The following is a 19010-nucleotide window of genomic DNA, read 5'->3' as shown; positions in this document are numbered from 1 at the left end:
CGTTAGTCTATAGCGTTTCTTTTGTATTCTATCAGCCTGATGCGGTAACGGATAGTAGCTATCCAAACACCCAGCAAGCTCCAGGCAATAAAGGCAGGGTACAATACCACGCGCATGCGGTTATCCATATCAAGCTTACCAAAGGCAGGGTTACCGCCGTTGCCGGGATGCAATGAATCCGTCATACGGGGCAGCACCATTATCAGCACCACCATAATGGGGAAAGCGAAAATGTTATATATGGCCGATATTTTTCCGCGTTTTTGTTCTTCGTCGATAGAGTTACGCAATACCAGGTAGGCGCAATAAAGCAAAAAGGCAATGGCAGCACTGTTTTGCTTAGGGTCGTTACTCCAGTATTCGCCCCAGGTATATTTTGCCCACATCATACCGGTAATCAGCCCCAGCACAAAAAAGAACACACCTGTGTTAACGCATTCTACCGATAGCAGGTCGTACTCTTCCTTCCCGGTCATCAAATACCTGATGGCGTAAAATACCGATATGGAAAATACCGTGAACATCGCCATCCACATAGGCACGTGAAAATAAGTATTACGTATAGTTTCGTGCAGGATAGGCATGTGGGGTACGCCTAATAAAAATCCGGCTATCAGGGTGTAAAATATGATGAGCACTGCCAATATTTTCCACCAGGATTGATAAATTAATTTCATAATCAAATTGTGGCAACAAATGTACTAATTATGTTGCTTAGTTAATGTCAGTTTTAGCAGGTTCATCGGGCACATAATCTACCGGTAGCAGTTCGGCAAGTTTGGCTTTTGACCACGTACCCTCATATAACGGCGCGTTTTTAATTACGGTACCGTTCATATCAAAAAACACATAAGGCTCGTAAGGTGTAATTACACTGGCCTCAAAGTTCTCCATATCCAGCGGACGATAGAAATCTTTAAAGTAAGTTTCTTCATGCTTTTTGGTGTAGATCACATACAACAAACGTTGAAAGCTCAACGCGAATATGCCCGGGTTCTCCGTTTTAAAGCAGATAGCAAGCGAACTTAAAGGAACTCGTTGCAGGTTCTCCTTGTAGTAGCGGGATTCGTTACCGAGCCCGCCCCAGTAATTGAGCGAATCGCGATTATTGGCAAACTTACGCAGCATCTTTTGCAGCAATTCTTCGGGCGGGCGCCGCGGGTTTAGCTGCCGCGAAAAATTGAGCACCTGGAAACCTTCTTCATTTAACCTATTGGTGTACAGCGCCCTGTAAAAATGCTTCGGCGAACCATAATAGGCTTCATCGCGTTTGACTTTCCATTCTTTCTTTTGGTGTTCGCTGCCTTTCAGGTCTTCAAACAGCGCCCTGCCCTCATAAGATATTATGCCCGACATTTTATCGCTCTTAAAATCTCTTATCAAATACTTTACCCGGTAGCCAAGCGCGCGGTTCTCCACCACCAAAAACTCTTCGCTGTAAGCTTCCAGCAGTAGTTTCGATTTACGGTAGATGAGGCTCACCACATGCGGATTTACCACCGTACATTTCTTCGAGTTCTCTGATGTGCCGATGAAATCCTTCTTAAAAAGCTCATAGTTTTTTTTCCAGTCGGCAGGGGTTGATACCACTACGCCTCGTAGTTCGGTAACTTTGGGCATCATCTGTATATCTACCTTCAGGGGTTCGTTACCTACCATTATGGTTTGCACATGTTCTTCAAAGCCCACGCAGCTTACCACCAATTGATATTGGCCGGGCTTAACATTTTTCAGGGCATACGCTCCATCGGTTATGGTTGATGTACCGAAAGTGGCATTATTGAGAAACACGCTGGCGTTTTCAATCGGCGTTTTGCTATCCATGCGGGTTACCTTACCGCTAACGAGGGTTTGGGCGAAGCCTGTATGGGCTATTGCCACGCTGCAAAGCAGCAAACAAATGATGCCGATGTGCCTGCCTAATCGCGCCATAAATAAGGGAACAATAAGAGTGAAGTAGCAATTACTATAGCGTTTATGGCAAACAGTACACCTAAATGCCCGTAATTCAAACTACGGTCGAGGCCGTCCATGGCATTTTTACTTAGGCGGATGAGGATGAGGATCACCGGAATGATCACCGGGAAGCTCAATATAGCCATCAACGTACCATTGTTACCTGCTTTTGAGGCAATGGCCGATATCATGGTGAACACGGTTGAAAAACTGATACTGCCGATAATTACCGATAGAAAATAAAATACAGGATCGCCAAGGGTATTTTCAAAAAACAGGCTGTAAACTATTAACGCCAAAATGCTCAATAACGACATGAGCAAAGTATTGTAGATGGTTTTTGATAAGATGATAGCCTGCGGACTGGCAATTGAATAGTAGTACAGCAACCGCCCCCTGCTCTCCTGCATAAAGCTTTTGGCTATGGCGTTAACCGAGGCAAACAGCATAATTATCCAGAACAATACATTCCATACGATGGGGTAAGCGGTGGTATTTTTAAAACCGGCACTCAGGCTGAACGATATATAGCACACAAACACGGTAGATACCACGTATAACAGCACCCCGTTAAAGGCGTATTTTGAACGCCATTCCAGCAGTATTTCTTTTTTTAGCAGATTAACGGTTTGTTTGTAAAGCTCCATCAGTTTGCAAATATAATCACAGATTTTACTGATTTACAGTTTTGCCATATTACCGCAAGATATTTACACAGCATTATACAAAAATTGTAATTTTACAATTATGCCTGTTAATTATTACCGTACGCCGGTGGGTATCGCGCGCATTACCGAAGAGGATGGTTTTATCAGTTCTATATCCATTCGCGATGAGGAACTGGAAACCAACGAGCCCGAAACCCCGCTGTTAAAAACCGTTGCACTGCAACTGGATGAATACTTCGCGGGCGAAAGAAAAGTGTTTGATTTCCCGATAAAGCAAACCGGCACTACCTTTCAGCAGGTGGTGTGGGAGTATTTGCTGAAGATACCTTACGGCATTACCACAAGCTACGCAGCCCTCTCCAACGAAATGAAAAACCCTTTAGCTATACGCGCTATAGCGGCCGCAAACGGCAAAAACAACCTGTGGATAGTAGTACCCTGTCACCGTGTTATCGGTTCAGATGGCAGCCTTACCGGGTATGCAGGCGGCTTATGGCGCAAACAATGGCTGCTTGAACACGAGGCCCGCGTAAGCGGTACCGGCCAAACTAAATTACCCTTTTAAGCAGGCTGCTCCCTTTTTATCAGTTTAGATATTTTTTCGTGCAACTGGTGCGGCTGGAATGGTTTTGATAATACATCATTCATACCGGCGGCAATGGCCTCCTGTTGCTCATGATCTAACGTAGCGGCAGATAATGAAATGATAGGGATGCTACGTTTTGGTTCCTCAAAATCAACACGGATAATTTTTGATGCCTGATAGCCATCCATTTCAGGCATGTGGGTATCCATCAATATGATATCGTAATCGTGTTGTTGCAGTTTTTCAATCGCTTTGCGTCCATTGTCGACAATCTCTACGGTTACGTTCCAGTCTTTAAGTATTTTGCTCACCATAAACTGGTTAACCATGTTGTCTTCGGCCACCAGTATGTTCAAGCTATCGAAGGGTTCAAGGATGGCGCTGGCCGGTTTATTATCGGTACGCTCTTTAGGTTTGCTGGCCAAAGTATACCAGTTCACAAACCTGAACTCGCTACCCTTACCTACCAGGCTATTCACCTTCAGTTCGCCGCCTTTAAGCTCAACCAAACGTTTTACTATGGTTAGGCCCAAACCGGTACCGCCGTATTTAATAGAGGTATCATCCTCGGCCTGCTCAAATGATTCAAATATTTTCGACAGTCGCGAATCTGCTATACCTATACCGCTGTCTTCAATACAAAACTCCAACTGCGCCTTGTCATTTTGTTTTTGCAATACGTTTACAGCAAGCTTAACAAAACCTCGTTCAGTAAATTTAATGGCATTGCTTAGCAAGTTCATCAGCACCTGGTTAAGGCGTAATGAGTCTACCAAAATATGCGAAGGTACATCCGGTGCTATTTCCAGTAAAAACTCAATGTTCTTTTCATCGGCCTTAAATTTCAGTAAGCCGTAAACAGATTTTATAATATCGTGCAGGTTATGCGACGAGCGCACTATGCTGAATTTACCCGCTTCAATTTTTGAAATATCCAATACATCGTTCACCACACCTAATAATGATTGTGACGATACTTCGAGCAAATTAAGCATATTGGTTTGCTGCTCGGTAACTTCGGTTTTACGCAACAGGTTGGTAATACCCAATATACCGTTGATAGGTGTACGCAACTCGTGGCTCATATTCGCCAGGAAGGTTTCTTTAACCTTTTTAGACTGTTCGGCCGCTTCTTTTGATTTGATCAGTTGATGCTGATAGCTCTTTTGTGGTGATACATCGCTGATGTTGATGAACAACAGTTTATTGCGGTATGATACACGGCACTCGGCCCAAATATTCGTTTTGTTAAAAGTTTCGAATTGAAACTCAAATACCGAGAAACTTAAATTATCTTTAATGATCTCGCCCAGCTTTTTGCGGAAGTTCGATTTATCAGACTCAATTACGCGGTCTACAATGCTCTGACCTACCAGTTCGGCAGGGCGATAGCCTAATATTTTTTCAACCGTTGGATTGATGGTTTGTATACGCAGGCTTTGCGCGTCAACCACGGTAATGATATCGGCAGAGTTACGCACTACGGTAGCGAAGTTTTGCAACTCTTCGTTCTTTTGTTTAATATCTTCCTGAAAACGTGCCAGTTGAATAAAGGCATCAACCTTGGCCGATGTAATATACGGATCGAGTGGTTTGTACAGGTAATCAACCGCCCCTACGCCAAGCCCCTTAACGGCGTATTTTGTTTCTTTTGATATAGCTGTAACAAATATTACCAGTATGTTGCGCGTACGCGGATTTGATTTGAGCATTTCAACCAGTTCAAAACCATCCATTTCGGGCATTTGCACATCGATAAGCGCAATTGAAATTTGCGTTTCCCACGCAATGCGGAGCGCCTCATTTGGTGATGTGGTAGAGTGGATCTTAATGTCGTCGCGCTTCAGCAAAGCTTCGAGCGCAATGATATTCTCTTCACGGTCATCAACAATAAGTATATTAACTGGGGTCATGCTAAATTGTATAAGGGGTGGTAATCTTAAAAAATCTGTTAAAGTTGTAGTAGCCTAAATATATCTTCAGTTGTTAATACATGGTCGGCAGCGCCTATATGTATGGCGGATAAAGGCATTTCTGCCATTTCAGCATCGTCAGGGTCTTGCACAATAGTTAAACCGCCGTTATTTTTTATTTTCAGCAAACCTGCCGCGCCATCCTGGTTAGCGCCCGAAAATAAGATACCCATACAACGATTTTTATAAATATCAGCGGCGCTTTCAAAAGTAACATCAATTGATGGCTTTGAATACCACACCGCATCTGATACGTCTAACCCAAAATACCCCTCTTTTTCAATTAATGTGTGATAGTTGGCAGGTGCTATATAAATAGTGTTATTTTGTATCACATCTTTATCTGCAACTTCACGTAAGGATATACGAGAGTTGTCGGCAAATAGTTTCTCAATCTCGCTAAAAAAGTTCTTTTTACGGTGCATTATTATAATTACCGTCTTATTTAAGTCAACAGCAAAGTTTTTTACTATTTTGAAAAGAAGTTTAAACGACCCGGCAGATCCACCCAATAATAAAACATCGGTATTGTGCCATCTGCGTATTATTTGATCGTTAAGCGCCAATTTTCTGGTATATATTTTCTTTGCTGTTTATCATCTTAAACTTTTTACGGAAAGCGTCAGACCGTATAGTTTCTTTCGAGCCGAGGCATAAAAAGCCATGTGGGCTCAAGCTATTATAAAATAGTTCGAGTATCTTTTCCTGCAATGCGGTTTCAAAGTAAATAAACACGTTACGGCAGCTGATGAACTGAAACTCGTTAAAAACCCCGTCGGATACCAGGTTATGTACCGAGAACAAAGTGTTCTGCTTCAGCTCGCTGTGTATGGTAGCGGCATCGTACATAATGGTAAAATGATCGGTTATTGATCCTTTTAGCCCTGTATACTGGTAGTTTTCGGCATAACTTTTTATTTTACGAAAACTGTAAATACCCTTGCGGGCCTCCTGCAACACTTCGGTATTAATATCGGTACCGTAAATGAACGACCGTTTTTGCAACCCTGCCTCGCGCATCAGTATAGCCAGCGAGTAAACCTCCTCGCCGGATGAACAACCCGCGCTCCACATTTTTATGTGCTGGTAAGTTGAAAGGTACGGAATTACCTGGGTATTAAGTGATTTATAGAAATTAGGATCGCGAAACATTTCGGTAACGTTTACGGTAACCTCCTCTAAAAAATGCTGAAAAAAGGTGTGGTCGTTCACCAGCAGGTGTTTCAAATCGTAAAACTCCAGCTTTTTAAGCTGCATAATACGGCTAAGCCTGCGTTTAAGGGATGCCTTGGTATAATTACTAAAATCAAACCCATGCACACGCCTAACCAAATCGATCAATTCATCGAGCTGTTCAGTAGTAACGTTGCCTAACAATAAATCCATATCCTCGTATTAGCTATCTAACCACAATTGCATTAAGGCAATTAACCTGTCCATATCTACCGGTTTGGTGATATAGTCGTTAGCCCCGGCCGCTATACATTTCTCGCGGTCGTCTTTCATTGCTTTTGCTGTTAATGCTATTACAGGCAACTTAGCCCATTTGTTTTGTTTTCTGATATGTCTGGTGGCTTCGTAACCATCCATTTTAGGCATCATTATGTCCATCAGCACTATATCAATGTCTGTAACTTCTTCCAGTTTGGTAATCGCTTCTTCACCATCGTTGGCTATCTCCACATTCATATCGTAGCTTTGCAGTGCGCTGCTCAGGGCGAAGATGTTACGCATATCGTCATCAACAATAAGTACTTTTTTGCCTTTTATGGCATCCTTGCCCTTACCTACCGCCTTCGCTTTACCATTTGATGCAGGTGCCGATGGTTGCGCGGCATTTTCGGTTATCTTGTTCAGGAACAGGTTCACCTCGTCAATCAGCCTGTCGGATGATTTGCTGGTTTTGATCACCATGGCATTGGCGTATTGCATCAGCCTGTTAACCGATGTTTTATCCAGCTCCATAGCGGTATTGATAATTACCGGCAACTCCAGGAACCTGTCTTCTTCCTTGATCTTATCTAACAGATCCAACCCTGAAATATCCGGCAGGTTGATATCCAATATCACGCACTGGTACTCGTTTTCGTGCAGCATACGGAAAGCCGATTCGCCATCAAATGCCTGGTCAACCTCAATACCTTGCGATTGCATCATATCTTTCAATGCCTGGCTTTGGGCCTTGTGATCTTCAACCAGCAATATCTGCTTGAATTTAGAACCGCTTTGCAACATAATATCGCCAAACAACTTATCAAGCGCGCTGGTATCTATCGGTTTTTTAAGGAAACTGATTGCACCTTCGCGGCGTACCCTATTGGCAGCAGCTTCACCTGCCGACATTAAGTGTACCGGGATATTGATGGTTTCTTCTGATTGTTTCAGCTCTTTCAATATCTGCCAGCCATCTTTACCCGGCAGCATAATATCCAGTATTACGGCATCGGGCTGATTCTCTTTAATAATTTCAACCGCGTGCGTACCCTCGTTCACGATGATTGATTTATAACCATGATCGCGCGAGTAGTCTTTTAATATATCGGCGAAGTTTTTATCATCCTCCACAATCACCACCAGTGGTTCGCGGCGGCCCGGGTTTACAGATACTACCTGGCTTGCCGGTTTCAAAAACTCTTTGGTTGGTATAAACGTTTCGGCAGTTGGCAATACTTCTTCAACAATACCGGTATTTTGAGCTTGATATGGCAGCGTAAGCGTAAACTCACTACCACGACCAGGTTCGCTGGTTAAAGTAATTGCACCGCCCAGCAACATGGCCAGTTCGCGACTGATTGACAAACCTAAACCTGTACCGCCATATTTACGGCTGGTTGAACCATCCGCCTGTTGGAAGGCCTCGAAGATCAGCTTTTGCTTATCCGGCGAGATGCCTATACCCGTATCTTTAATATGGAAGCTAATGGTATCTGGCGCTATACCCTGTGTTACATTGATAGCTATTGAACCCGATTCAGGCGTAAACTTAAAGGCATTTGATAACAGGTTTTTCACTACCTGCTCCACCCTTACCTTATCGGTATAAATAAAGGCCGGGGTATCTTTTACACTTGTAGTAAAGTTGATCTTTTTGTTAGATGCCACTTCGGCAAATAACATTTCCATATCGTTCAGGATGTCGGCTACCTTAACATCCTCATTTTGCATATCCAGCTTGCCCGATTCTATCTTCGACAAGTCGAGAATGTCGTTGATGAGCGTTAGCAGGTCATTACCGGCATTAAATATTACGCTGGCATATTTAATCTGGTCTTCCGACAGGTTATCCTGCTTGTTATCTTTCAGGATACGTGCCAGTACCAGTATACTGTTAAGCGGTGTGCGCAACTCGTGGCTCATGTTGGCCAAAAACTCCGATTTGTATTTACCGGTAGTTTCCAGCTCCTGCACTTTAAGGTTGATAGAAGCTCGCGCCTCTTCAATAGCCTGGTTCTTTTCTTCAAGCAAACTGGCTTTTTCTTCCAGTTCGGCATTGATGGTACGCAGTTCTTCCTGCTGTACGCGCAACTCCTCTTCTGATGCCTGCAACATTTCTGTTTTGTTCATCAGCTCTTCGTTGGTAACGCGCATTTCTTCCTGTTGCGCTTCCAGTTCTTCGGCTTGCTGCTGGGTTTCCTCAAACAAGTCGTGCATAATGGTACGGGCCTGCGCGGTATTAACCGATACGCCGATATCATTACTTACGGCGTCGATATAATCACGCACGTTATCATCTATCGCGCTGTTGAAAGCCAGCTCAATAACACCTTTCAATTTTTTATCAAAGAAGAAAGGTATGATAAAGCTTTCTATAAGGTCGTTTTCAAGTATTGATGTATTCAGCGACAGCTTATTATTTATCTTGCCTTTAACAATGGTAGCCTTTTTATCGTAAGCAACCTGGCCCAATATCCCTTCAGACATTTTAACATGCTGCTTGATAAACTCGGGATTATGGAAAGCATACGAAGCGTACAGGTCAAGACGCGTTTCGGCTTCGTTATGCAGGTAAAAAGTACCTGTTAAAGCATGTGTATAGGTACATAGTTCGCTGATCACCTTTTCGGACAGTTCCTTTTCACTTTGCTGACCCTGCATTTTTTCATTAAGTAAACCGGTACCTGTAAGCAGCCAGTTTTTAGCTTCGTTTTCGCGCAGTACTTTGCCCAACTCCACATTGGCCACGGTAATTTCGGCCTCAATACGCTTTTGAGTAGCAAATGTGCCTTGTATGTAATAGAACAGAACTATAATAATGATCAAAAACACAAACGACCCTACAATTATAACGGTAATGGCTTGTGCGGATGACGATTCAGATGATGCTTTACGTTCGGCAAGCAGACTATTTTCGTGATCAACAATATGGGCATTCAGCAAACGGATCTCATCCATATTAGCCTTACCATTGATGAACATGTTATTGGCCACCATAAAATCGAGCCCCTTTTCTTCGCGGGTTTCGATATTGGTTTTAAGAATATTTAACTGCGCCCCTACCATTGAATACAATGAATCGACACGCTTGCTTTGTAATTGACTATCTTCAACCAGGTTACGCAGCTTAGAAAGATCACTGTTGATCATCGGCAATGCCGCGTTGTACGGATCAAGGAAAACCTTTTTATTGGTAGCCCCATAACCGCGCATCCCGGTTTCGGCATCTATCATTAATTGCAGCAAATTGGTTGATGTTTTGATCACCATTTGGGTATGATCAACCATTTTGCTGTCCTCTTCAAACTTATTTATGCTTCGGTAAGATAGAATAGCAACCGCGAATACCAATATGATTGACACGCCAAAGCCTGCCAGTACCTGATTGCGAAAAGAGAGTTTAAACATTTGTTAGGGTTAGTTTTTTACAAATATCTTAAAATAATTGAGTTACTTATTACGTAAAATAAGTCCAATCGGTTGCCAAATAAAAAAATCTTACAAGTTTTGGTTGTAAGATCTGTTAGTTTATTTTGTTGGTTCAACGTTGCTGAGTTGCCGCCCCCTTATCAATACAGCGAGCGATAAAACGGCACCGGTGAACAATATGTACCAGCCCCATTTAAACTTTATTTTGCTGGCCAGATAATCGGCCACCGAATGGAACGGTAAAAAGCTGAAACTGGTGTGCACCTTCATGTAAGCGGCAATCCATAATAAAACCACCAACGCCAGCGAACCATAAGCCGCCGCGCGGGCTACCTTTAGTTTGTTGAACACCACACCTATCATCCCTATTATGGCAACTAATAATATGACCATACCATAAGGCTTGTTAAGGTCATAAACATTCCAGTTCATGAGGCCGAAGGGGCGCAGCACCGGGCAATAGCTGCCCGCAATGATGAGTATAAAACCAACTAACGAAATTAAAGATGGTATGCGCATACTATTAACGGGTTATTTCCATTTTATCGGCAAAGTGGGCGCAGTAATCGCGCAGGTCTTCCACAATGTTTTTTTCGCCGGTGGCACGTAAAAAGGTATCGCCCATGGTTTGCAGGGTTTCGTAAAAGAAACGCTTCATTTCGTCAACCGGCATATCTTTGGTCCATAAATCAATACGCAGGGTATTTTTATAATTCTGATCCCACAGGGCCAGCATCATTGATTTTACAGGCAGCGCTTCAGTGTTTTGCGAATCGGTTGATTCCCACATAATGTTTTCAGGAACATTATTATCATCAAGGTCTATAGTGAGTTTTATCTCAGCTCTCTTCATTTCAAATTATTTAACAAGTAAAAAAATAACAACCACCAAAGTTATAAAGCTTAGTTCTACCAACCATAAAACTTTTGTCACTTTAAAAAAATTACGGAACATAATATCCAGAAAGGCTACCACAAACGCGAACAGTAAAAAGATCCACGTAATGGTACCCGTCCAGTGGGTATACTGCTGGCCGGCAATTTTTGCTCCGTTCAGCCATACATAAGCCGCCATTACCATCAAAAAAGCGGTGGCAAAGTTTAATGGGGTTAATCTGAATTTCATTTATATAATTAGTATTTCTTTTTTTTGGATGAACGCTTAACGGCGAATTTAGCTGCCACACGCGGGTTGCGCTTGGCTTTTTCTGCCTCGAACTTCTTTTTTTGATTAAGCGTTTTCTTTTCGTGAAAGGCACCTTTAAAGTCGGGATCGTCGCGGCGCTTCTGCATATCTATTTCGCGGTTCTGATCCTGGCGCTCTTCGTAAGGGGTTTCTTCAATAAATACATCTGCCGGAATATCATAAACCGGGATGGTTTGCCTGATCAGTTTTTCGGCCTTGCGTAAATAGTACAGCTCTGCCGGGTTACAAAAAGTAATGGCTACGCCCGATTGGTAAGCACGCCCTGTACGACCAATACGGTGCACGTAATCTTCAATTACAATGGGTACATCAAAGTTGATCACGTGGCTTATATCGCTCACATCTATCCCCCTCGAAGCCACATCTGTAGCTACCAATATCTTTACCTCATCATTCTTGAACGCGTTCATGGAGTTGATGCGGGTATTTTGCCCCTTGTTAGCATGCAGCACTTTCACTTCATTTTCGCCAAACTTACGCGACAAAAACTTGAATACATCCTCGGCTGCCATACGGGTTTTGCAAAAAACCATCAGCTTTTTAATGTCGCCTTCCTCATCCATCAGCTTTTTAAGCAGGTTGATCTTGGTTTTGATATTCGGAACGAAATACAAACGCTGATCGATAGAAGCTGCCGGGGTTGCCTGCGGTGTAACCTCCACTACCGTTGGATGTTCCAGGAAATTTGCCGAAAGTTCGTGGATCTTGTCAGACATGGTAGCCGAGAACAACAGGTTTTGCCTTTTGCGCGGCACCACTTCTAATATGCGGTTCAATTGGGGCATAAAGCCCATATCCATCATTTTATCGGCTTCGTCAAGCACCAGTACCTGTAAGGTTTTGGTGATGATGTGGCCCGCAAGGTAAATATCCATAAAGCGACCGGGAGTGGCCACAATAATATCTACCCCTTTATTGATCTGCTCTATTTGTGTCTTTGGGCCGAGGCCTCCGTATACCACCACCACGCGCAGATCGGTATTGGCGGCGAAGGTTTTTACGTTTTCTTCTATCTGTAAGGCCAGCTCACGTGTTGGCGCTATAATTAAAGCACGCGCGTGTTCGCCCTGCGCGTATTTAAGGCGCATTATTATAGGTAATACATACGCGGCGGTTTTACCTGTACCGGTTTGGGCAATGCCCATTACATCCTGCCCGTTCAATATCGGCGGAATGGCCTTTTGCTGTACAGGAGTTGGTTGCGTATAACCGGCATCGGCTATGGCATTTAATATCTGCCGGTTAAAATCAAAATCTTCAAATGTTTCTGCCATGCCGCAAAGATAGGCTTTTCTTTTTAGGCGAAAGGGGGAAAGGTTAAAGCCGAAAGGCAAAAGGAGAAAGGTTAAAGCGAAAAGGCGAAAGCGAAAAGGTTAAAGTGGACAAACAAAGCATTATATCAAACCTGACACTGAAACCTCGATCCCGGAATCTGAAAAGACCTTTCACCTTTACTCCTTTTACCTTTCACCTTTTAAGAACTATCTTTGTACCATGTCATCTATATTAATAAAAGCAGCAACCATAGTTAACGAGGGCCGCCAGCAGGTAGCCGATCTTTTAATAAAAAACGGTTATATCGACCGTATTGACAGCCATATTGATGTGCCCGCCGATACCCTGATCAATGCCGAAGGGTTGCATCTTTTACCGGGTTGTATTGATGACCAGGTGCACTTTCGCGAGCCTGGCCTAACGCATAAAGCCAACATTCGCACCGAATCGATAGCGGCGGTTGCGGGTGGTATTACTTCTTTTATGGAGATGCCGAATACTGTACCGAACACCTTAACCCAACAATTACTGGAAGACAAATACAATATTGCCGCCCAAAGCTCACCGGCTAACTACTCCTTTTTTATGGGTGCATCAAACGATAACCTTGATGAGGTGCTGCGTACCGATATTAAGAACGTGTGCGGTATCAAGGTTTTCATGGGTTCATCAACCGGGAATATGCTGGTAGATAACCCGAATACGCTGGAAAAGCTCTTCGCACAATCGCCCATGCTGATCGCTACGCATTGCGAGGATGAGGCTACCATACAAAGCAACCTTAACCATTACAAACAGTTACTGGGCGATAACATCCAGGTGCGCATGCACCCGAAGATCCGCAGCGAAGAGGCTTGTTATCTGTCGTCGTCAATGGCTGTGGCACTGGCAAAAAAGCATAATACGCGCTTGCACATCCTGCATATTTCTACCGAAAAAGAAACGCATCTTTTTGATAACACCACGCCTTTAAAAAACAAACGTATTACCGCCGAAGCCTGTGTGCACCACCTTTGGTTCAGCAATGCCGATTATGAAACCAAAGGCAACCTCATTAAATGGAACCCGGCCGTTAAAACCGAAAACGACCGCGAAGGCATATTGAAAGCCGTATTAGATGGCCGTATTGACGTTATCGCTACCGACCATGCCCCGCATACTATTGAAGAAAAGGCGCAACCATATCTGCAAGCACCATCCGGCGGACCATTAGTACAACATGCCCTGCCTGCCATGCTTGAGCTATATCACCATAATAAAATAAGCCTGGAACAAGTTGCCGAAAAGATGGCTCATAACGTGGCTACCTGCTTCCAGATAGAAAAACGTGGCTTTATCCGCGAAGGCTACTGGGCCGACCTGGTACTGGTTAATCTTAACTCGCCATGGCAGGTAAATAAAAGCAACATCCTGTACAAATGCGGCTGGAGTCCGTTTGAAGATACCACCTTTAAATCGAAGGTGATCACCACCATTGTATCCGGCAACATAGCCTGGAGCAATGATGCCTTGGCAACTGAAAAAACCGGGGTGAGGTTGACGTTTGACAGGTAGGTGTGTTTGACTCACCCGATCTACTTTGCTGTGCGAAGTCTCCTGACTTCGCACGATTATGCAGGTAGACTTCAGTCTACACCCTACTCTTCCAGCATCTTCTTCAAACCGCCAAATACCATTTGCCAGTTTTGTTCGGAGTGCTCTTTGGCGGCTTCGTCTTTAATATTGTCCTGAGTGATGGTCAATGTGGTTACGCCATCGGCTTCACTTAAGCTGTAACTCACGTTGGCGTAGTTTTCAGGTTTGTCTTCCTGTCCGCTCATGCTGCTCCAGTAGTTGTATTTGAGATATTCGCCCGGGGTAATTTCCAGTATCGTACCCTTGTCTTCATAACTATTGCCATCCCACTCACCGCTGAAAGTAATAGGGCTGCCTACCTGCCAGTCGGATTTTAAGGTGGTACCAAAAAAGTATTGCTTTACAATTTCAGGGTCGGTAAGGCCTTGCCATACTTCGGCTTTGGGCGCGTTAAAGGTGATGGTGGTTGTTAATGCTAATGTGCTCATGGTTCTTCTGTTTTAGGTAGTTGTATATGATTTTAGTTGATGTGTTGGTATAAGCTGGTCTTCTATCATAGCCGACTGGATGAGCTCGAAATCGTGCTCATTGATCTCAAAAAAACCGAAACGAAATTTAAATCCCCAGGCATTCTTGTTTTCAATAAATTCCAGATCGTTTATCAGCGGCTTTATCGGTGTTTCGTCGGCCTCGTAAAATTTGATATTGCGGCGATAAGGCATAAAGTCGTCGGTCATTTTATGCTGATATACCTCATCATCTGCCGCACGGCCAATGGCGGTAAAGGCTTGGCAGGGTTCGTTACCGGTATAAGCTACTTTGGGCGAATAAAATACCACCCAGTCGCCCTTAGCTATTTTCTTTAAAGGAGCTGCCTTGCCATGGTTGACCTGCATAAAACCGCCCTTAACACCACGTGCCAAATGATCTTTAGATACCACTGTTACCCAATACTGCATAAGCTTTGGTTTTGATATGTAATGTGTTAAACAAAAACGTTGCCAGCAATGCAGGCAATTTATCGCATTAGCAAAATACATGGGTGGCAGTGACAACAGTATGTCAGCAGTGCAGAAAGAATTTAAAATTTAGCGCCTATTTTATGGTAAATTTCCTTTATCCTTTCCTTCAGCTTATCCGGACTTATAATATCGGCACTATCGCCAAACATCATATACCAGCGGGCAAAGCCCTCAATATGTTCCGTCAAAAAGGTCATCTCTACCCTGTCGCCTATCGTTTTTTCTGATACAAAACCGTTATAATATTTCTGGCTATTTAGGTAGTTGTGTATCTTTTGGTCAACTATCATTATCACGGTTTCCAGTTCGCGGTCGTGAGCGGTTTGGGCAATATATTCGTTCAGCGTGGGGTGCTGGTCTTCAAATATTTCGTCGGTTATAATCGCGGTTTTTATCCTGTCGAGCCTGAAATCGCGGTAATCATTCCGCATGCGGCAATAGGCTATCAAATGCCAAAAGCTATCCAGGTAATAAATACCTACCGGCTCAACACAACGGGTGGTATGCTGCTGGTTGTGCATGGCAAAGTAATCGAGTTTCAGTACACTTTTTTGGCCGATGGCGTTTAAAATGGTTTGAATATGATCCTGCCTATCGGCATAGCGCTGGCTGTTACTGCGGATTACGGCAATGTTGGCATCCATATCCTCCAGCAGGTCCTTTTCGGAGTTGCGGAGTATGGCCCTTATCTTATACATGGCCGACCGATGGTGCGCCATGGTAGAATCATCGGTGAGCTTTTCAACAAACTTTTCAGCAGTTAAAAAAGCGGTAGCTTCCTCTTTGGTAAACATTACCGGCGGCAAACGGTAGCCATCCATAATAGAATAACCTACCCCGGCCTCGCCTATCAGCGGGATGCCCGCTTCTTCCAGCGTTTTCACATCGCGGTATACGGTACGCAGGCTGATATTGAAGCGCTCGGCAATATCAGCGGCCTTAACTACCCTGCGCGATTGCAGCTGAATTAATATGGCTGATATTCTGTCAATGCGGTTCATGGCCGCCAAATTAAATAAAAACAGCCTATATTAGCTTAATATAACTGACTAAAATTATGGACAACCAAGGCAAAATAGTTACCCTCGAAAGCTATTACGACCCCATGCTGGCGCAAATTATACTGGCAAGGTTACAGGCTAACGGCATTGATTGCTTTATTGCCGATGATAACACCATTGGCGCTAATCCTTTTTATAACCAGGCCATTGGCGGTATAAAAATTAAGGTGTTTGAACACGACCTTGAAAGGTGCAGGCAAATACTGGCCGAGCAGATTGACACCGGCGACGAACCCGACGAAGCCCCACAACTATAGTGTTTAGTAATTATTTTATTACCAAACCAGTAAAGCAATTACCACCACTCTTTTTTTAATACATTTAAAACTTATGTTTAACCGCCGAAACTTTCTTAAACTATCAGCAGCCAGCGCTGCCGTGGCTACCATCTCCAAATCAGCCTTAGCTAAAAATATTGCCGCCCCGGTTGCGCCAAATCTTCCGGTGGTAATTTCAACCTGGGATTTTGGTATCCCTGCCAATAAGGAGGCCTGGAGAATACTGAAAGACGGCGGCCGTGCACTGGATGCCGTTGAGGCCGGTGTAAAAATACCCGAAGCCGACATGAGCAACCATACCGTTGGCCGTGCCGGTTACCCCGACCGCGACGGGCACGTTACCCTTGATGCCTGTATTATGGACGAGAACGGCAATTGCGGATCAGTGGCCGCTATGGAAAACATTGCGCACCCCATTACAGTTGCCCGTTTGGTGATGGAAAAAACCCCGCACGTAATGCTGGTTGGCGAAGGCGCAACCCAGTTTGCTATTGAGCAGGGTATAAAAAAAGAAAAACTGCTTACGCCCGAATCGGAAAAAGCATGGAAAGAATGGTTGAAAACAGCCAAATATTCGCCGGTGATGAATATTGAGAACGCCCAGCACAAACCGGGTAACCAATACAATCATGATACTATTGGCATGCTGGCTATTGATGCCAAAGGCAATATATCGGGCGCGTGCACTACCAGCGGCATGGCGTTTAAACTGCATGGCCGTGTGGGCGACAGCCCTATTATTGGTGCGGGTTTATACATCGATAACGAAATTGGCGGCGCCACATCAACCGGTGTAGGCGAAGAGGTAATACGCAACGTAGGCAGCTTTTTGGTAGTGGAGCTGATGCGCCAGGGCATGTCGCCTGAAGAGGCTTGTAAGGAGGCCGTTCATCGCATCATCCGTAAAAAGCCCGAAACCGCTAAACAGATACAGGTGGGCTTTCTGGCCATCAATAAAAAAGGAGAATATGGCGCTTATGCTATACAGGATGGTTTTTCATTCGCGGTTTGTGACACACAAAAGCAAGATTTGCTGATAAAGGGTAAAAGCTTTTACAAATAACATCGTATATTTATGGCTTAATTGTATTTACAAGCTAATTAATTTACCACACAACTACTTATGGTTTCACTTGAAGTTTGCGCAAACTCTACCACATCTGCGCTTGCTGCTCAAGAAGGGGGCGCTGTTCGTGTAGAATTATGCGATAATTTGAACGATGGTGGTACCACTCCTTCTGCCGGCCAAATTTTAACAGCACGCAAACTGCTGCATATCAAACTTTATGTTTTGATCCGTCCGCGGGGCGGCGATTTCCTTTATAACGATACTGAATACGACATTATAACATCCGATGTAAGGTTTTGCATTGATTCGGGCTGCGATGGTATTGTAATAGGTATACTAAAAAGTGACGGAACCGTAGATAAAGAGCGTTGCCGCGAACTGGTACAACTGGCCAAAAAATGGGGACTTGGTGTTACTTTTCACCGTGCCTTTGATATGTGCGTTGACCTTTACCAGGCATTAGAAGATATTATTGAAATAGGTTGCGACCGCATACTTACCTCGGGTGGTAAAACATCGGCTATTGAAGGTGCCAGCGTACTTAACCACCTGGTTGAAAAAGCGGCGGGCCGTATCACCATTATGCCCGGATGCGGCGTTAACGAACATAATGCTGCCGATATAATTAAATTTACCGGCGCTACCGAATTACATTCTACAGCAAAAACACGCATGCCAAGCCGTATGGAGTACCATAACGACCATATTATAATGGGTAGTTTTTACGGGGATGAGTATGGCACCGACGTTACCAGTGCCGATAGGGTGCGCGAAATAATTAAAGTAGCCAACAGCTAATTGCTTTAATTATTATTCCGCTTGTTATTAATATTCAAGCGGAATAATAGGTTCTTTCTTACTGGTCGACATGATCATCATTGTATGGAAGGTTTTAACCACATTAATGCGGCTTATCTTTTCCATAATCAATTGCTCATACGATTTTATGTCGCGCACGTATACCTTCAGCAAAAAGTCGCACTGCCCGGTTACATGGTGGCATTCAGTAACTTCCTTTATCTGCTGTATGGCTTCCAAAAATATCTGTATGGTGTTGCTCTGATGAAAATCGAGCGATACCTGTATAAATGTTTTAATGCCAAGCCCTAACTTCTCTTCGTCAACCAGGGCATGGTAACTCTTTATATATTCTGAATTTTCGAGCTTGCGCACACGCTCTAATGTAGGTGCAGGCGAAAGACCGATCTCGTTTGAAAGTTGCAGATTGGTGATTCGTCCGTTCTCCTGTAATATTTTTAGTATCTGTAGGTCTATTTTATCAAGTTCAGCGGCCATCGTGGTGCAAATATATGTTATTCCATGCTATACAAAATAATATTTTTTGCATGCACAAGTTTACAAAAATATATTCTACGCACTAATTAGGCAAGTCTAATTTTATATATTAGCTATAAATAATTTATTTGTATATTGCATAAACATCTGCAAGCCCCGCTTGTTGTTTTAATTAATAAGC

20 protein-coding genes are annotated in these 19010 nt (G+C 43.7%); 5 read left to right on the top strand and 15 right to left on the bottom strand.

The window, feature by feature from the left end; genetic code table 11:
* Positions 1 to 2: 2 nt before the first annotated feature.
* From AC07NA_RS05560 to AC07NA_RS05550, 3 genes are read right to left on the bottom strand one after another with little or no spacing between them, the layout of a single operon-like run.
* The gene (locus AC07NA_RS05560; RefSeq protein WP_345210710.1) at positions 3 to 698 is read right to left on the bottom strand and encodes a cytochrome c biogenesis protein; all 696 of its coding nucleotides are present in this window, start codon (positions 696 to 698) and stop codon (positions 3 to 5) included.
* A gap of 16 nt (positions 699 to 714) precedes the next feature.
* A complete protein-coding gene (locus AC07NA_RS05555; RefSeq protein ID WP_494896394.1) occupies positions 715 to 1932 on the bottom strand; it encodes a carboxypeptidase-like regulatory domain-containing protein in 1218 nt (405 codons plus the stop codon).
* Entirely contained in the window at positions 1920 to 2603 is a 684-nt protein-coding gene (locus AC07NA_RS05550) for a heme exporter protein CcmB (protein ID WP_345210650.1), read from the bottom strand. Before AC07NA_RS05550 ends, AC07NA_RS05555 begins: the two co-directional genes overlap by 13 nt.
* Positions 2604 to 2703: 100 nt before the next feature.
* On the opposite strand from AC07NA_RS05550, the gene AC07NA_RS05545 reads away from it, so the two are divergent.
* Positions 2704 to 3189: a methylated-DNA--[protein]-cysteine S-methyltransferase gene (locus AC07NA_RS05545; protein WP_494896393.1), complete on the top strand. Its 486-nt coding sequence runs from the start codon at positions 2704 to 2706 to the stop codon at positions 3187 to 3189.
* On the opposite strand, the gene AC07NA_RS05540 is transcribed toward AC07NA_RS05545, so the two are convergent.
* The 8 genes from AC07NA_RS05540 to AC07NA_RS05505 form a co-directional block, all read right to left on the bottom strand.
* A complete protein-coding gene (locus AC07NA_RS05540; protein WP_494896392.1) occupies positions 3186 to 5123 on the bottom strand; it encodes a hybrid sensor histidine kinase/response regulator in 1938 nt (645 codons plus the stop codon). The genes AC07NA_RS05545 and AC07NA_RS05540 overlap by 4 nt on opposite strands.
* Before the next feature lie 38 nt (positions 5124 to 5161).
* Entirely contained in the window at positions 5162 to 5749 is a 588-nt protein-coding gene (locus AC07NA_RS05535; RefSeq protein ID WP_494896390.1) for a chemotaxis protein CheB, read from the bottom strand.
* Complete coding sequence (locus tag AC07NA_RS05530) at positions 5739 to 6569, bottom strand: CheR family methyltransferase (protein WP_345210646.1); 831 nt, start codon at positions 6567 to 6569, stop codon at positions 5739 to 5741. The genes AC07NA_RS05535 and AC07NA_RS05530 overlap by 11 nt, the downstream gene beginning before the upstream one ends.
* Positions 6570 to 6578: 9 nt before the next feature.
* Complete coding sequence (locus AC07NA_RS05525) at positions 6579 to 10025, bottom strand: response regulator (RefSeq protein WP_494896389.1); 3447 nt, start codon at positions 10023 to 10025, stop codon at positions 6579 to 6581.
* Positions 10026 to 10145: 120 nt separating this feature from the next.
* On the bottom strand, positions 10146 to 10565 hold the full coding sequence (locus AC07NA_RS05520; RefSeq protein ID WP_494896388.1) for a hypothetical protein: 420 nt from the start codon (positions 10563 to 10565) through the stop codon (positions 10146 to 10148).
* Between the two features lie 4 nt (positions 10566 to 10569).
* Complete coding sequence (gene gldC / locus AC07NA_RS05515; protein WP_345210643.1) at positions 10570 to 10899, bottom strand: gliding motility protein GldC; 330 nt, start codon at positions 10897 to 10899, stop codon at positions 10570 to 10572.
* Positions 10900 to 10905: 6 nt separating this feature from the next.
* Positions 10906 to 11172 (bottom strand): hypothetical protein, encoded by a 267-nt coding sequence (locus AC07NA_RS05510; protein ID WP_494896387.1) that lies wholly within the window; start codon positions 11170 to 11172, stop codon positions 10906 to 10908.
* Positions 11173 to 11180: 8 nt separating this feature from the next.
* A complete protein-coding gene (locus AC07NA_RS05505) occupies positions 11181 to 12527 on the bottom strand; it encodes a DEAD/DEAH box helicase (RefSeq protein WP_345210641.1) in 1347 nt (448 codons plus the stop codon).
* A gap of 220 nt (positions 12528 to 12747) precedes the next feature.
* On the opposite strand from AC07NA_RS05505, the gene AC07NA_RS05500 reads away from it, so the two are divergent.
* A complete protein-coding gene (locus tag AC07NA_RS05500) occupies positions 12748 to 14082 on the top strand; it encodes a dihydroorotase (RefSeq protein ID WP_494896385.1) in 1335 nt (444 codons plus the stop codon).
* An 83-nt stretch (positions 14083 to 14165) separates the two neighbouring features.
* Here AC07NA_RS05500 and AC07NA_RS05495 read toward each other — a convergent pair whose 3' ends face one another.
* From AC07NA_RS05495 to AC07NA_RS05485, 3 genes are all read right to left on the bottom strand, one after another.
* Positions 14166 to 14591, bottom strand: a complete 426-nt coding sequence (locus AC07NA_RS05495) for an SRPBCC family protein (protein ID WP_494896383.1) — start codon at positions 14589 to 14591, stop codon at positions 14166 to 14168.
* Positions 14592 to 14603: 12 nt separating this feature from the next.
* The gene (locus AC07NA_RS05490) at positions 14604 to 15062 is read right to left on the bottom strand and encodes an EVE domain-containing protein (RefSeq protein WP_494896381.1); all 459 of its coding nucleotides are present in this window, start codon (positions 15060 to 15062) and stop codon (positions 14604 to 14606) included.
* A 122-nt stretch (positions 15063 to 15184) separates the two neighbouring features.
* Entirely contained in the window at positions 15185 to 16126 is a 942-nt protein-coding gene (locus tag AC07NA_RS05485) for a helix-turn-helix transcriptional regulator (RefSeq protein ID WP_494896379.1), read from the bottom strand.
* Positions 16127 to 16182: 56 nt separating this feature from the next.
* Between AC07NA_RS05485 and AC07NA_RS05480 the strand changes: the two genes are divergently transcribed.
* From AC07NA_RS05480 to AC07NA_RS05470, 3 genes are all read left to right on the top strand, one after another.
* Entirely contained in the window at positions 16183 to 16443 is a 261-nt protein-coding gene (locus AC07NA_RS05480; RefSeq protein ID WP_494896377.1) for a putative signal transducing protein, read from the top strand.
* Positions 16444 to 16516: 73 nt separating this feature from the next.
* The gene (locus tag AC07NA_RS05475) at positions 16517 to 17527 is read left to right on the top strand and encodes an isoaspartyl peptidase/L-asparaginase (RefSeq protein WP_494896375.1); all 1011 of its coding nucleotides are present in this window, start codon (positions 16517 to 16519) and stop codon (positions 17525 to 17527) included.
* Between the two features lie 60 nt (positions 17528 to 17587).
* The gene (locus tag AC07NA_RS05470) at positions 17588 to 18331 is read left to right on the top strand and encodes a copper homeostasis protein CutC (RefSeq protein ID WP_494896373.1); all 744 of its coding nucleotides are present in this window, start codon (positions 17588 to 17590) and stop codon (positions 18329 to 18331) included.
* Positions 18332 to 18358: 27 nt separating this feature from the next.
* On the opposite strand, the gene AC07NA_RS05465 is transcribed toward AC07NA_RS05470, so the two are convergent.
* The gene (locus AC07NA_RS05465; RefSeq protein WP_345210633.1) at positions 18359 to 18829 is read right to left on the bottom strand and encodes an Lrp/AsnC family transcriptional regulator; all 471 of its coding nucleotides are present in this window, start codon (positions 18827 to 18829) and stop codon (positions 18359 to 18361) included.
* Positions 18830 to 19010 lie beyond the last annotated feature (181 nt).

It is taken from the genome of Mucilaginibacter sp. GW821-FHT07G05, assembly GCF_059418565.1.
This window is presented reverse-complemented; position numbering and strand designations above follow the sequence as displayed.